Annotated in this window: 18 protein-coding genes; 15 read left to right on the top strand and 3 right to left on the bottom strand. The window is 30.2% G+C overall.

What is annotated here, in order from left to right:
* Positions 1–14 precede the first annotated feature (14 nt).
* On the bottom strand, positions 15–908 hold the full coding sequence (locus ACI32A_RS02845) for a site-specific integrase (protein WP_439753513.1): 894 nt from the start codon (positions 906–908) through the stop codon (positions 15–17).
* A 45-nt stretch (positions 909–953) separates the two neighbouring features.
* Between ACI32A_RS02845 and ACI32A_RS02850 the strand changes: the two genes are divergently transcribed.
* The 8 genes from ACI32A_RS02850 to ACI32A_RS02885 all read left to right on the top strand — a co-directional run bounded on the left by ACI32A_RS02850 (position 954) and on the right by ACI32A_RS02885 (position 4,990).
* The gene (locus tag ACI32A_RS02850; RefSeq protein WP_439753514.1) at positions 954–1,637 is read left to right on the top strand and encodes a carbohydrate-binding protein; all 684 of its coding nucleotides are present in this window, start codon (positions 954–956) and stop codon (positions 1,635–1,637) included.
* Between the two features lie 17 nt (positions 1,638–1,654).
* A complete protein-coding gene (locus ACI32A_RS02855; protein WP_439753515.1) occupies positions 1,655–2,113 on the top strand; it encodes a phage holin family protein in 459 nt (152 codons plus the stop codon).
* A 64-nt stretch (positions 2,114–2,177) separates the two neighbouring features.
* Positions 2,178–3,083: a M23 family metallopeptidase gene (locus ACI32A_RS02860; protein ID WP_439753516.1), complete on the top strand. Its 906-nt coding sequence runs from the start codon at positions 2,178–2,180 to the stop codon at positions 3,081–3,083.
* The gene (locus tag ACI32A_RS02865) at positions 3,083–3,415 is read left to right on the top strand and encodes a hypothetical protein (RefSeq protein ID WP_439753517.1); all 333 of its coding nucleotides are present in this window, start codon (positions 3,083–3,085) and stop codon (positions 3,413–3,415) included. The genes ACI32A_RS02860 and ACI32A_RS02865 overlap by 1 nt, the downstream gene beginning before the upstream one ends.
* Positions 3,415–3,777 (top strand): hypothetical protein, encoded by a 363-nt coding sequence (locus ACI32A_RS02870; RefSeq protein WP_439753518.1) that lies wholly within the window; start codon positions 3,415–3,417, stop codon positions 3,775–3,777. Before ACI32A_RS02865 ends, ACI32A_RS02870 begins: the two co-directional genes overlap by 1 nt.
* Positions 3,774–4,346 (top strand): hypothetical protein, encoded by a 573-nt coding sequence (locus ACI32A_RS02875; protein ID WP_439753519.1) that lies wholly within the window; start codon positions 3,774–3,776, stop codon positions 4,344–4,346. Before ACI32A_RS02870 ends, ACI32A_RS02875 begins: the two co-directional genes overlap by 4 nt.
* A gap of 5 nt (positions 4,347–4,351) precedes the next feature.
* A complete protein-coding gene (locus ACI32A_RS02880; RefSeq protein ID WP_439753520.1) occupies positions 4,352–4,834 on the top strand; it encodes a hypothetical protein in 483 nt (160 codons plus the stop codon).
* Positions 4,835–4,990: a hypothetical protein gene (locus ACI32A_RS02885; RefSeq protein WP_439753521.1), complete on the top strand. Its 156-nt coding sequence runs from the start codon at positions 4,835–4,837 to the stop codon at positions 4,988–4,990.
* 338 nt (positions 4,991–5,328) lie between these two features.
* Here ACI32A_RS02885 and ACI32A_RS02890 read toward each other — a convergent pair whose 3' ends face one another.
* Positions 5,329–6,351 (bottom strand): helix-turn-helix domain-containing protein, encoded by a 1,023-nt coding sequence (locus ACI32A_RS02890; RefSeq protein WP_439753522.1) that lies wholly within the window; start codon positions 6,349–6,351, stop codon positions 5,329–5,331.
* A gap of 121 nt (positions 6,352–6,472) precedes the next feature.
* On the opposite strand from ACI32A_RS02890, the gene ACI32A_RS02895 reads away from it, so the two are divergent.
* The 6 genes from ACI32A_RS02895 to ACI32A_RS02920 all read left to right on the top strand — a co-directional run bounded on the left by ACI32A_RS02895 (position 6,473) and on the right by ACI32A_RS02920 (position 12,123).
* Positions 6,473–6,727 carry a hypothetical protein gene (locus ACI32A_RS02895; protein ID WP_439753523.1) on the top strand — a complete coding sequence of 85 codons (255 nt, stop codon included), beginning with the start codon at positions 6,473–6,475 and terminating at the stop codon, positions 6,725–6,727.
* A 131-nt stretch (positions 6,728–6,858) separates the two neighbouring features.
* Entirely contained in the window at positions 6,859–7,575 is a 717-nt protein-coding gene (locus ACI32A_RS02900; protein ID WP_439753524.1) for a hypothetical protein, read from the top strand.
* Positions 7,556–8,764, top strand: coding sequence for a tyrosine-type recombinase/integrase (locus ACI32A_RS02905; RefSeq protein WP_439753525.1), 1,209 nt, complete (start codon positions 7,556–7,558; stop codon positions 8,762–8,764). The genes ACI32A_RS02900 and ACI32A_RS02905 overlap by 20 nt, the downstream gene beginning before the upstream one ends.
* A complete protein-coding gene (locus ACI32A_RS02910) occupies positions 8,712–9,038 on the top strand; it encodes a hypothetical protein (protein ID WP_439753526.1) in 327 nt (108 codons plus the stop codon). Before ACI32A_RS02905 ends, ACI32A_RS02910 begins: the two co-directional genes overlap by 53 nt.
* A 205-nt stretch (positions 9,039–9,243) precedes the next feature.
* The gene (locus ACI32A_RS02915) at positions 9,244–10,827 is read left to right on the top strand and encodes a plasmid recombination protein (RefSeq protein WP_439753527.1); all 1,584 of its coding nucleotides are present in this window, start codon (positions 9,244–9,246) and stop codon (positions 10,825–10,827) included.
* A gap of 798 nt (positions 10,828–11,625) precedes the next feature.
* Positions 11,626–12,123: a hypothetical protein gene (locus ACI32A_RS02920; RefSeq protein ID WP_439753528.1), complete on the top strand. Its 498-nt coding sequence runs from the start codon at positions 11,626–11,628 to the stop codon at positions 12,121–12,123.
* A gap of 324 nt (positions 12,124–12,447) precedes the next feature.
* Here the strand turns inward: ACI32A_RS02920 and ACI32A_RS02925 are convergent, their stop codons facing one another.
* On the bottom strand, positions 12,448–12,828 hold the full coding sequence (locus tag ACI32A_RS02925) for a hypothetical protein (protein WP_439753529.1): 381 nt from the start codon (positions 12,826–12,828) through the stop codon (positions 12,448–12,450).
* Positions 12,829–13,052: 224 nt separating this feature from the next.
* Here ACI32A_RS02925 and ACI32A_RS02930 point away from each other — a divergent pair, with 224 nt between their 5' ends.
* A complete protein-coding gene (locus ACI32A_RS02930; RefSeq protein WP_439753530.1) occupies positions 13,053–13,202 on the top strand; it encodes a hypothetical protein in 150 nt (49 codons plus the stop codon).
* Positions 13,203–13,461: the final 259 nt, after the last annotated feature.

Genomic DNA, 13,461 nt, shown 5'->3' on the forward strand with positions numbered 1-13,461 from the left:
TAAAGGACATACATTTACTTATAGAAATCAGAAAGCATTTCAACGCATTTACGTTTTAATTCCATTTGTGGATGAACATAAATATTCATTGTTATTGATACATTAGAGTGTCCAAGTAATTCGCTTAATGATTTATAATCGCATCCACATTCAATACAACGTGTTGCAAATGTGTGTCTAAGTGCATGGAATGTCAAATGTGGCAATTCAAGTTGTTTAAGTAATTTGTTATAGTAAAGCCTATACTTATTTGGTTCTATGTGTTTATCTCTGTTGGTTAATATGTAATGGTCATCTTGACCTTGTAATAAATTGGCATATTGCATTATCCATGAATTTAATGGAATGGTACGTAAGCTAGAACGTGTCTTTGGTGGTGTTATATTCAACTTTGATCCGTCTTCTTTTGTATATGTACGAATCATTGTTTTATTAATATTTAAAAGTTTTGAAGAAAGGTTTATGTCACTCCATTTAAGAGCACATAATTCTCCAATTCTAATTCCAGTATGTATGCATAATAAAATGCCAAAATTTTTATGATTTATATTTGACTGGAGGTAATTGATTAATGTTATTTGATTATCCTTATCAAAAATTTCGACCTCCTTAGGGTTTTCGTATGGAAGTACTATTTTAAAATTATGATTGATTGTCAGTTTAAGAACAGTAATTATGTCTTTTGCATATTTATGTGATATGCCACCTTTTTTATCTACTCTTCCATGATCAATCTGATTTAAAATAAAATTTTGAAGAATTTCTTCATTTAATTTATCCATTTCATAATTCCCAATGTTTGGAATAATTTGATTATGGATGATGTTAAAATAATTTGTATATGTTGAATATTTCAAATATATTTTTTGATTGTTTAACCAATCTTTTAAATATTGTTTATATAGCATAAGGTTTCCTCCTTGTGCTTTTTATTTTATCTAAAGGAGAAAAAAATGGAAAATGAAGTATTAATCACAGATATATCTAAAGATATAAATATTGGTTCAATAACAATTAGTCTTGTAAATGAATGCATTCAAATGATTAATGATTTGCTAAATATCACTTTTTTATTTGACGGTGATATTAGCGATTTATATTCAAATTTTAATGATACTGAAGAAATTATTTATGGAGATGAAACATATAGTGGTTTTACTATTATCAAAGAATTTGGATTTAAATACGATAATGAGAACAAAAAAATTTATAGAGTAGTTCTTGTACAGCCAGAAAAAGAATATGAATTACCAAATGATATTTTATATGCGATTGATTTTGCGGTTGAAAATATGGACGATGAACAGGCTTTAAATTGTTTTTCTATTTTCCCTTTATGGGAAGAAGGTATTACATATTCTGAAGGAAATAGAGTCCAATACAATGACAAATTATATAAAGTTTTACAAAATCATATTTCTCAAAACGATTGGACTCCTGATACAGCTTCTTCATTATTCGTTGAAATTTCAGATCCAAATATAGAATATCCTGAATTCGTTCAGCCAACTGGTTCACATGATGCTTATAGTCAAGGTTCAAAGATTACATTTGAAGGTATTAAGTATGTTTCTTTGATTGACAACAATGTTTGGTCTCCGATTTCATATCCTAGTGGATGGGAAGAAGTAGTTTAAAAGAAAGTAGGTTTATTATGAAAAACAATATTTTTGATTTTGTTGACTCTTACAACACAGTTGTAGGAGCAATCATTGCTTTTTTAACAATGATTTTTGGTGAACACTGGTATTTATTTGCTTTGTTTTTATTATTGAATGTAATTGATTGGTTGACTGGATGGATGAAATCAAACATTAATCACAAGACAAATTCAAACAAAGGATGGACTGGCGTTCTAAAGAAATTAGGATACTGGATCATGATCATTTTTGCTTTTGCGATTGCAGCAGGCTTAATTGAAATTGGAAATACAATCGGAGTTGATTTGGGTATCACAACTATTTTAGGATGGTTCGTACTTGCGTCATTAATTGTAAATGAAGCCAGATCCATTGTAGAAAACTTTGTTGAAGCTGGTTATGATGTACCTAAAATTTTGACAAACGGATTAGAAATTGCGGATAAGATGATTAATAAAGACAATGTGGAGTAAATGTATGGCATGTAAGACAAAGAAAAAAGGCGGGAAAAAAGGTAAGTAGAAAAGAGGTTACGAAATGAAACCGAATACTAAATATTTAGATGAAAATGGCTATGAATTTTTTATGATGCCATTTTCCAAAATGAATATCACTCAGGGATCAAATACATGGAGCCACAGTGGTGTCATGGCGATTGATGTAACCAATGGTGATGGTTCAAAGGCTCCATATTATTCACCATGTACATGTAAGTGTATCGCTACCTATCCACAGAGTGGCCAGGCAGTATGGGTATCGACTAATAAGGTACATTTTGCCAATGGTAATATCAATTATGTTGTATTTGTTACAGCACATGATGAGTCATTCAATGCCTATGTTGGCATGACAATTCCACAGGGAAGTCAGATTGCCAATATGGGTAATAAAGGTGTTGGAACTGGAACGCATGCTCATTTTCAGGTTGGTGTAGGATATCCAAACACATGGGGCATTGTTAAAGGATACTTCACATTGAGTGGTGTTAGATACCCTGTTTATGGGTTCCAATACGAACCATACGATATTGACGACTTATGTTTTATCAATGACACGACTATCATAGGCGGAAGTGGAAACTGGAAAAAATGTACTCCAGTATCAAATGTGAATCAAGCACCATCTGTTCCAACATCATCTGAAGAAATTGATCAGATTCTGCATGTCGGAAGCTATGTAACTTCTGGTCCAATGAAAATTGGTAATCAAGGTCTTAAAACTATTAATGGAAGTTTATGTTGTTATCTTGCTGAAATAGGAGGATGGTTTCCAATTGAATATGTATCGGAATATGATGCCAGTGATGGCAAAAAGGATAACTACCTTGCCAACACCAATGCTAGAGTATATATCGACAGAGTCAGAGTCGATTCTATCAAAAATGGACTGGCACAGATCCATGGTATATGGGTAAAGGCCGGGCCACTTGTAGAGGTTAAATAATGACTAAAATTGAAGGAACTACGATATCAATAACTAGAGGAGATACATTAAATGTTTCCATTAATCTAACATATCAAGATGGAAGTCAGTATGTAAAACATGAAGGTGATACAATACGATTTGCAATGAAAAAAAATTATACTGATGATGTATGCATACTTAAAAAGGATATTCCAGTTGATACAATGGTTTTGAGACTTGAATCAGAAGAAACAAAAAACTTAGAAATGGGAACTACATATGTATACGATATTCAATTGACTATGTACGATGGTACAGTTAATACTTTCATTGATAAAGGGAAATTAAAAATTACAGAAGAAGTGGACTAATGAATATAAATAATAATCTAAAAGTTAAAATAAATGATGAAAATAAAATTGAATCAAGTATATCGAATTGTTATTTAGGATGTATTTTGAATAATGAATATATCCAATGTGAATTAAGAACTGATGATATTATTGATGTATCAATTATATCTAATAAAATGGATTCATCATTATCAATAGGACAATCTGATTTTGATATTTATAAAGGGGATACAATTGTATCTCCTAAAGCATTTGAAAACCAGATACTTAATACTAAATCAAAACTTTTAAAAGAAGATATTACGGTTCTTAAAGTTCCTTATTATGAAGTGTCAAATAATAATGGAAATACTGTGTATATTGCTAGTGAGGTGATATGATGGCGATAAATAAAATTATATATGGAGGCAACACACTTATTGACCTTACATCTGATACAGCTGATGAGTCAACTGTTATTAAGGGTGCAACTTTCCATAAATCAGATGGAACAAAGTCAACTGGTACATGCACATATGATTCAGATACAAGCGATGCAACTGTACAGGTTGCAGAAATGTTAATCAATAAAACGGCTTATGCACGTGGCTCTAAAATGACTGGTACAATGCCTAATAATGGGGCAATTACTGGAGAAATATCGAATCTTAATGATTACACAATTCCACAAGGATATCACGATGGAAGCGGAACAGTTGGGATTTCAATTTCAGATAAAAGTAAACTTATTGCTGGAAACATTAAAAGTGGAATAACAATATTAGGTGTAGAAGGTTCTTATACTGGATCGTCAATTAATTCGCAATCTAAAACAGTAACTCCATCTACTTTATCACAGACAATTCAACCAGATAGCGGGTATGATTACTTATCCAGTGTTACGGTAAATCCAATTCCTTATTCTGAATCAGCAAATTCTGCTGGTGGAACGACTGTTACGATTGGGTAAATAAAATGAGTGTAAATAAAGTTATATATGGTACTGATGTACTAATTGATTTAACAAGTGATACAGTAACACCTAATGCATTATTAAACGGGTTCACCGCCCATGATAAAAGTGGAAATATTATTAATGGAACATTGGAACAGAGTGGTGTAAGTTCAAAGAATGTACAATTTTATAAAGGTATAGGATACGTAAGAGCAACATCATATACATCAACTGATGTATCTATTACGGTTGAAAAAAGTGGAACATACAACATTAGTTGGATAGGATTCAGGCAAAGCACAGGCGGGACAAATGGCTCGCAATTGTATATAAATGGTTCGGCTTATGGAAGTTCCAATACTTCATTTACAAGTTCATATTCTCAATCTAATACATTATCAAATGTTTCATTAAATGAAGGGGATGTTATTGTCGTACGTGCTAGATCAAGAAGTACAAGTTATTACATGTTTGTAGGTGGTCTTATTATAGAAGAGGTTTAAATGATTGAATTTGATATTATTTTTGAAAAACATTGCAAAAACTGCATACATAATGAATTTGATCATTGGTGTAATGTATATGATTGCAATCCGTTTAAAGCACTATCTATTTGTAAAACTTTCAATTTTGAGTTAGAAAAAGAGAAAGAAGATTAAAATTTATTTTGACATAATGCCGGCTATAAAAGCTGGCATTTTTTTTATTTTATAATTCATAAAAAATTCATAATATTTACATAAAATTAAAAAAAGTAACATAAAATAATATCATTTATGTACTGTTTTCATACATTTTTAATTAAAAATTATATGAAAAAGCTTTGTGAATATTTCTCCTCACCTCCACCAAGTAAAAAATAAAAGTGTCAAAAATGCTTTAAATAAAGCAAATTTGGCACTTTTTTTGATTTTAAAATTATCGTCTGACTAACAATTTGACTAACATTTTGAAAAAAATGAAGATTTTAGACCTCAAAAGCAATAAAAAATAGGCATTATTTAATGCCTAAATTACTACGAGCAATATCTAATTGTTCTTCAATCTTTTCCTTATATTTTTCTAAATCAAGAATGAATGAATCCATTTCACCATTTAACATATCTAATAGTGGTTTAACAGCTATTTCGAACAAATCATCGTTTATATTTCGTAATCCATTCATAATTCTATTTTTATATGAAACATCTAATAAATCTGGATATAGATCATTTTGATATATTTCAATAGCTTGTTTGATGTATTCTAATGAACTGTTCATATGGTGTATTGGAATTGCCAAATAGCTTAATTGCAACAAATCCACAACCTTTTCCTTGTATTTACACAATTCTTTAAAGTCATTTTTATTTAAATCATTTAATACTTTGCTTTTATATGAAATTGTAACCGCAACAGCATCTGTAAATCCTTCTTTATATGATTTCCAATCACTAGCAGGAATAATACGATCACCATTTAATGAATCAAAGATATGGTTACGAATATCAAGCTGATTGATATTTTTTATGCCAATTTCATAAAATATCATTTCTAATTCATCAAGAGGTGTACCAATTAACTGAGTGTTTTGATCTGCAGAAGTGATATTTTTCAATCTTGGACCTTCTTGAGCTTCTCTCACAACATCATAAATTTGGAGAGCCATATTTACCTTTGTATCAGTATTGCTTTTTTCAAAAGTGAAATTAGCAGCCTTGATAGCAGACTTAAAACTTTGATTTAGATTATGTTCTTCAATTTTAGTTCCAGCTAAGTCAGACAATGATTCTATTAGATTAACCGCATTCCCTTTGGAATCAAAGGGTTCACCAGTAAAGTATTCTACCGGCAAATCAAAATAATCTGCAATTTTTTGAATTGTAGCCTTTGATGGGGTTAATTTTCCAGATATATATTGCTGTACTGTAACTCGATTTAATTCTATTTCTTTAGAGAATTGAGTAACTGTAAGGTTATTATCAGCAATTATTTTTTTTAATGCATCACCATTGAATTGGGTGTTCTTATAACTTGCCATGCTCTAATTATACATGATTTTAATACATATGTTTTAAAAAAGTATTATTTTAATTTGACAAGCCCTACAAAACACCCTACAATATGTGTAGGGAAAAATGTAGTGTAAGGAGGTATTGTTTATGTCTTATTCAAAAAAAGCAGAACTACTAGAAAAACCTTATTTGCATCTAACAGATGCTAGACAGATCTTAGGAGTTGCATATCCTAAATTCAAACCAATGTGGGAACAGATGATTAAAGATTTAGAAAAAGAATCTGGACAACGATTGGGACAATGGAATTGGGGCATCCCAACAGAGATGATCTGTAATTATTTCAGAATTGATGTTGAACGCTACAAAGAGTTAGCAAAGAAAGAAAAAATCGATGCATAATTGGCGTTATACATCGATAAAAAAAGAAGTGCCAGTTGACACAACTTCCACAGAGTTATTATTGCATAGATTTGGCGATTTGGCAATGAGACGGGCACTCTCTTTTTACTATGGAAAGGAGTGTTTTTATTATGAGTCAAAACATTAAAGTTGATATACGAAAGACGAAGGGATATACCCTTATTTGGCAAGAGATGAATCAAGATCTTAGATTAAAGAATAAAGATGTAGGATTATTAGTCCGATTATTAAGTTTACCACCAGATTGGCGATTCAGTGAAACAGGTTTATGTAAAAGATTTGATATTGGGAAACATGAATTGAGAACTGAATTAGAAAAACTAGAATATTGTGGATATTTGACTAGAGTCCAAACTAGAGATGAAAGTGGAAGATTTTCTGGATCGAATTGGATTATCTATGATGTACCACAAAATAATAATGCTTTACCGTTGTCCGATTTTCAGACATCGGAAAAACCAGTGACGGAAAACCAGACACAATTAAATACTAAAGAATTAAATACTAAGAAATTAAATAATCTCTCTCAAAAAAAGCAATCATTTTACTGTACATTAAAACAGACCTCGGAAGGGTTAATTGATGAATATTGTTATAATTGTTACTTAATCAACAAATGTCCATTTGAAACAAGAATGTTAATGGAAACTGAATGTTTAGATCCTTATAATTTATCGGATGATGAGAATAGCTATCTAATGGAAACTGTTTTCTTTAGAAATCGTGTTTATGACATTACCCAACGTTTAAAAAACGGTATTTGCTTGGATAGTGAGAAACAATACTTCGGGATAGTGGAGGATTGTAATGGCAGTAAGCAAGAATGAAAACGGTAATGGATGGAAAATCCAATGTCGTAATCCAAGTACGGGTAAATTAACTACTATTCGAAGAAATCCTAAAACAGGGAAGAATTTCCAAACAAAAAAAGAAGCAAAGGATTTTGAGAGTTATTATCAAAAAAATCAAATAAATTTATCTGTGAAGATGGATGAATTATTTGAACACTATTTAAAAGATTATTTGGCATTGAAACCTTCTTCTTCTGCCAAAAATGTTGAATCTTGGTACAAGAATCATATTCAACCTGCTATTGGTAAAAGAAAGGTAGTGACTCTTAAAATCCAAGACTTGGAAGATTTAGCAGTTAAAATGTTAAAGAATGGATATTCTATCAATTACATCAATAAAATGACAACAAATATTAATACAATCTGTAACTGGGGTGTAGCACATAGTTTTCTTGACCGCAACCCCGTTACGGGTTACAAACCTTTAAAGAAAATTAAAACATCTGATCAATTGCTCTATTGGACACCAGAAGAATTTAATCTCATTTTAAACGCAATTCCAAAACGATATAAAGACAGTGATGCCACTTATATTCGCTTCTTTATTCTCTTTGGTTATTTAACCGGAATTCGTAAAGGTGAGCAACGTGCTTTAAAATGGGAGAACATAGATTTTATTCGAAATATTATTCATATTGATTATCATGTCAATGAAGACGGAGAAAGAGTTCGTGGAAGAAAGAATGGTAATGGTTATTCTATTGTAATGGATTCGGCTGTTAGAGAATTGCTAGATGAAATTCATGAATATATGAAACCAATCCATGGATATAGTCGAAAAGCATATGTATTTCCTTCAATGAAAAAAGGAATGAATGAGCCATTGGGAACATATACCCCAACTCGATGGATCTTAGAACTCGCAAAGTATTGTGATTTGCCCAATATAACGTACCATGGCTTGAGACATTCAGCGTGTTCTTACTGGACATCTGTTGTAGGGCTGACTCCATATGAAGTAGCAGATAAATTAGGGGATACTGTAAAAATTGTCCTTGAAGTATATGCGGATTTCTTCCATGAACAAAAGACGATGGCAGCCAATAAGATTGATCGACATAAAGATAAATTAATGAGTATTTTAAATGAAAACAGAGAGGAAGAATTAGAAAATGGAAACAATGACGGAATTGGAAAGAAAACAACTAAAGAAACTTCAAGCTAAAGCTAAAAGAGTGTCCAGACAACAAAAAGAATTTCTTGAATATGCTGATGAGCATAAAGATGAATTACTAAAGCGTTGGAATTTGTCTATAAAAAAAGAAATTAGTTTGTCAGAAAGTCTAAGCAATGAATTGTCTAACAAATTAAATACTATTGCTGATATTTACGGAACAAATGTTAATTCTTTATTGGATTATATTTCAACAGATAAGCAAGTCAATTATTTTAAAAGATATGGTCCTAAGGAAGAATTTAAAAATGAACAAAGTGAGTAAAGTATAGCCCACTATACTTTACAGTCATAAAGTGTGGGTCCCTAAGCTTTTACCAGCTTAATCAAGGCCAAGTTTCACTTGACGACTCGTACACGCAACGAGGGTGCGAATATGTCTTCGACAATTTTAGCTGAGGACACGTGACAAAATCACGACAACATTCGTTGCTTTCGTTGCATTTTTTTGATGATAGGAGGTTAAGTGAATGCAGTTTAATGATCATCAAGAAAAATACAAATTATCAGATGTTCGTGGAATCCATGGAGAACAATTCCGTGAATTGAAATCATACAAAAATAACGTGGATCCACAACGTACACATATGAATCAAATTTACATCTTTAATCCGGATATGGATTCTGGAAATTGGAATAAACGGATTAATGAATGTAAAAAGATTCACCAAAAGACAACAGGAAAGGCTTTAAGAAAAGATGCAGTTGTCTTTATTTCAGATGTAGCGGCAGTACCAAAGGAATGGCCAAAACAGCTAATACTTGATTATTTTTCTGAACGTAATGATTTCATGACCAGGTTTCTTTTGAATCATGGTGTTGAAAGAGAATATCTTCTTTCCAGTGTAGTACATATGGACGAAGATGAACCCCATCAAACTATTGTTTATATGCCATTTAAAGATGGAAAATTTCAGGCAAAGAATATCATGAATAAGATTATGTTGAAACAGCTTCAATCAGAAGGATGGGCATTTTATAAAGATTTTGAATCAAGACATCCGGAAATCAAGGAATATATATTAGAACCTTATATTGAAGGGAACAATGAAACAAAGTCTAAGAAGAAACATTTAAAGGAATTAGATTATAAAATCGGAAAAGATAAAGAAAAATTAGAACAAATTCAAAAAGAGGTTTCTCAGAAGCAAAATGAGCTTGATTTGGTGGACGAACAGATTCTAAATAATCCAATCAAAGAATTCACAGAAAATAAAGAAATCAAGGCTATTGTAGAAAATCTAAAAGAAGATTTTAGAAAAGTGAATAATCACACAGATTATATTACTGAAAATGATTTAAACGTTTTTATTCCTTCTTTTGATGATAATTGGCTTGAGAAAAATGTTGAAGTTGTAGAAGCAAAAAAAGACTTATTTGGAAATGAAAAGCAACCAGCTTATATCAAAATTTCAAAAGATGAATGGGAAATCAAAAAGGCACATAAAGAAAGTGATAACAGATCGTTTCATAAATTAGAAAATATGTTTGGTTCCTTAAAGTCAAAATACATCCAATTAAAGGAAAGATACAATGAGTTATCAAATAAAATCATTAGGAAGGTTAAAATTATTGAAAATAGTATTGCTGGATTGAGAAAATTACCTGTTTTCAGCAAATGGCAGGATATAAACAACAACAAACAAATGGTTCAATCTTTAAATGATGAATTGAATAATTCAAATCAAAGTATTCAACAATTAAGCAATGCTCTAAACAATGAAAAATGGTATCACAATTTTTATAATCATGTATTGGTACTATTATCTAGATCCAAGACAAAAGATGGCAGTAATGCTTTAGAAGAAGTCTTAAAAGATTATGATGAAAATACACAAGATTTGATTTTGGATGATCTTGAAACGATATTGCCTAAAAATTATAGAACTATCATCTACTACAATGGAAAACAAGGCTATGGATGGTATGTTTCTAAAGATGAGGGAGGACAATACCTCGGAAAGAAAAAAGAACTTGAACAATTACAACGACAATATCCTAATGCATCATTTCATGATCCATATAATTTGGTGTTTGATAGAGGGGAAAGATAAGTAATTTGCATGGCAGTGATGCCTTGTATTTTTAATTGAATGATGTAGAATATTTGCATTTTTTCTGTGTTCTTTTTCGTATTAAATACGAAAATCTGTTTAATTGTAGAATATCTAAAGCGATTTTTTGTTGTAAATAGATATGTTAACAATGATGAAAGTGGTGTAGCAATTTTATCGAGTGCACAGGAACTTGATATAAGGATAAATGGTAGATGAAAAGCTGTTCAACTTGGAATTTAAAAGACAAAAGTAAGAACGAGACAGCAAATTAAGACATTTTAAAAGTAATAGGATTCGTGAATTATTCCAAAAAGGTTTTTGTATAATGAAATCCAATATCTTTAATAAGTGATGTTACTATTGATTGAAAGTGGTTTATCAAAGAAGTAAGATGAGGTTGTAGAAGATACTCATCAATATCGAAAAACCTAATGCCTATATAACGATAATTAACTGTTGTAAGAAAATTTTAAATTTTTTTTCTTTGGTTTATTGAGTTCTTCAGATTAAAAATAAAAAATGAAAATTGCAGTTGGCTTTTTAAATGTGCAAAAAAAGATGGTAAATCACTTATTTAGTAATAACTTCCTTCTACTCTGATTAAAAAACTCAAATCACTACTCTTTAATTATATCAAAAATTCCTTTTTGAAATAAGTCTTATATTCTTGTCAATAATAATATAATTTAATAGTAGAAATAAACATTTAAAAACTTAAGAAAGGGATGGTAATATGAAACTAAAATAATGTCTTAAAAATGCATTTTTTGTTTATAGAAAGAAAGGGTGAAATTTATGACTAAAAGCATTAATTTTAAAAGAGCTATTTATGCAGCTATTAGCATGATAACTGTAATATGTATTTGCATAATCCCTGCTTATGCATGGGGAAGAAAACTAATTACAAAAACAGCTTCCGGTTCTTTTAGTTGGACATTTTATAATTATACTTACTCATTTAATGCAGTTGCAGGCATTACTTATGATGATAGTAATAAAATTACTCAAATTTCAGATTTATCATTTAATAATGTTATTTGTAATTCTAGTTCAATTAATTTTCCTGGTTCAATAATACCTAAGCAAAGCAGAAAATATTTTTCGGGTTCTACAGCAACTTATGTAGTTACAGTAACTAGAAATGCGTACGGGATGTATTCTGACCAGGTAGATTATACATTTACATATCGAACAAGTGATTCGGGTGTACCGTATTCATTTAGGGACAATGAATCAGAAATTATAGTTGAAGTTACTGAAGGAGAACCATACAATATTCAGAATTTTGAATAATCGACTGTAATAATAAAATAATCCTAAAATAATAAAAATACGCCAATCATAGTAATATGACTGGCGTATTAAATTTGTATGTAAACGTCAAATAACGTGTATTGACAAATTAAAAAATGATGAAGAGTATGTGATTTTAGGTCTTCATCATTTTATTTTTGTATATAGTTCTTTGACGCTTACATAAATTCTAACCTTAAGAAAAGGAGATAGACCTGGTCCCGGTCAATCTCCCTAAATATTATCTAAGATAGTTTTAAGTTGTTAAGAAATTTAAAAAATCACTTAAACAATTTGTTTAACAAGGCCTATGATAATCAAAAATCAGCTATTCTTTATAGCCTCATTTATCCTTTTGTCAATCATTTTTTTAATCTTATTTGCTTCTTTATTATCTTCACGATATATATCTGTGTTAAAAATAGTTTTTCTATCTGAAATAAATGCAGCTTTTACAGATCCGTCTTTTAATTCAAATTTAAGACCAACATAAAATTGAGGTTCCATTATTGCGCATAGAACAGCAGTACCATACATAATTTGATGTGTAAATGGTTTTTTCTCATTTTTGAAAGTGGCTTGTTGATTTAGTATAGACACTTTTTTTATGTCAGCATAATCTATCGAGCATTGATTTCCAATTAAAATAGATATTTTTTTATTATTATCGTCAAATTCAACACATTTAAATTTGTTTTTAGTCATATATACCTCCTAAATATTATTTTAATAATTGGTTAGAAATGTAATTTCAAATGTTATATTCAATATTATCTTAACATAGCTCATTATTAGCAAAAAAGCTGAATCACTCAAAATCGGTATGAATTTTACTGATGACGGGAAGAAACATACAATGGAAAACTGCTAAAAAAAGAGTATAGAAATTGACAGACTGATTGAGAAGACACAGGAATTAAGAGGATACCATGCAAAAAAGAGCGAATATGAAGAATACGCCAAATATAAGTATAAAGGCCGAAAATGATGGAAATATCGAAACAGAAATAAATTATGATGTAATAGGCAGAGATAAATCCCTGACTGGATATAATAGAATCGTTATACCTAAATCATGATGGATGTAAAGAATATATAGCATATATCATAATCTGTGGAGGATAGATGAAAAACTGAAATTCCAACCAAAATAATTATTTGTATATGTTAAGCAAATAAATGATGCATATTCGCCGATTTTTACGATGAGTTAGCATATTATTTAGATATTCAACTTATTTAGCCAGATTACATGCTTCTTTTTATTGTGTCTATAATTTATTGTGCTTTCTGTTTTTCTTCAAAATAAGAACCACGTTCAAACTGAACCGGATGATC

It is taken from the genome of Floccifex sp., assembly GCF_051873555.1.
In the GTDB taxonomy this organism is placed as follows: Bacteria; Bacillota_I; Bacilli_A; order Erysipelotrichales; family Erysipelotrichaceae; genus Floccifex.

What these genes read in the sequence shown, in the direction of transcription:
- ACI32A_RS02845 (WP_439753513.1), bottom strand. Translation starts at nt 908, where the DNA reads ATGCTATATAAACAATATTTAAAAGATTGGTTAAACAATCAAAAAATA.
- ACI32A_RS02850 (WP_439753514.1), top strand. Translation starts at nt 954, where the DNA reads ATGGAAAATGAAGTATTAATCACAGATATATCTAAAGATATAAATATT.
- ACI32A_RS02855 (WP_439753515.1), top strand. Translation starts at nt 1,655, where the DNA reads ATGAAAAACAATATTTTTGATTTTGTTGACTCTTACAACACAGTTGTA.
- ACI32A_RS02860 (WP_439753516.1), top strand. Translation starts at nt 2,178, where the DNA reads ATGAAACCGAATACTAAATATTTAGATGAAAATGGCTATGAATTTTTT.
- ACI32A_RS02865 (WP_439753517.1), top strand. Translation starts at nt 3,083, where the DNA reads ATGACTAAAATTGAAGGAACTACGATATCAATAACTAGAGGAGATACA.
- ACI32A_RS02870 (WP_439753518.1), top strand. Translation starts at nt 3,415, where the DNA reads ATGAATATAAATAATAATCTAAAAGTTAAAATAAATGATGAAAATAAA.
- ACI32A_RS02875 (WP_439753519.1), top strand. Translation starts at nt 3,774, where the DNA reads ATGATGGCGATAAATAAAATTATATATGGAGGCAACACACTTATTGAC.
- ACI32A_RS02880 (WP_439753520.1), top strand. Translation starts at nt 4,352, where the DNA reads ATGAGTGTAAATAAAGTTATATATGGTACTGATGTACTAATTGATTTA.
- ACI32A_RS02885 (WP_439753521.1), top strand. Translation starts at nt 4,835, where the DNA reads ATGATTGAATTTGATATTATTTTTGAAAAACATTGCAAAAACTGCATA.
- ACI32A_RS02890 (WP_439753522.1), bottom strand. Translation starts at nt 6,351, where the DNA reads ATGGCAAGTTATAAGAACACCCAATTCAATGGTGATGCATTAAAAAAA.
- ACI32A_RS02895 (WP_439753523.1), top strand. Translation starts at nt 6,473, where the DNA reads ATGTCTTATTCAAAAAAAGCAGAACTACTAGAAAAACCTTATTTGCAT.
- ACI32A_RS02900 (WP_439753524.1), top strand. Translation starts at nt 6,859, where the DNA reads ATGAGTCAAAACATTAAAGTTGATATACGAAAGACGAAGGGATATACC.
- ACI32A_RS02905 (WP_439753525.1), top strand. Translation starts at nt 7,556, where the DNA reads ATGGCAGTAAGCAAGAATGAAAACGGTAATGGATGGAAAATCCAATGT.
- ACI32A_RS02910 (WP_439753526.1), top strand. Translation starts at nt 8,712, where the DNA reads ATGGAAACAATGACGGAATTGGAAAGAAAACAACTAAAGAAACTTCAA.
- ACI32A_RS02915 (WP_439753527.1), top strand. Translation starts at nt 9,244, where the DNA reads ATGCAGTTTAATGATCATCAAGAAAAATACAAATTATCAGATGTTCGT.
- ACI32A_RS02920 (WP_439753528.1), top strand. Translation starts at nt 11,626, where the DNA reads ATGACTAAAAGCATTAATTTTAAAAGAGCTATTTATGCAGCTATTAGC.
- ACI32A_RS02925 (WP_439753529.1), bottom strand. Translation starts at nt 12,828, where the DNA reads ATGACTAAAAACAAATTTAAATGTGTTGAATTTGACGATAATAATAAA.
- ACI32A_RS02930 (WP_439753530.1), top strand. Translation starts at nt 13,053, where the DNA reads ATGCAAAAAAGAGCGAATATGAAGAATACGCCAAATATAAGTATAAAG.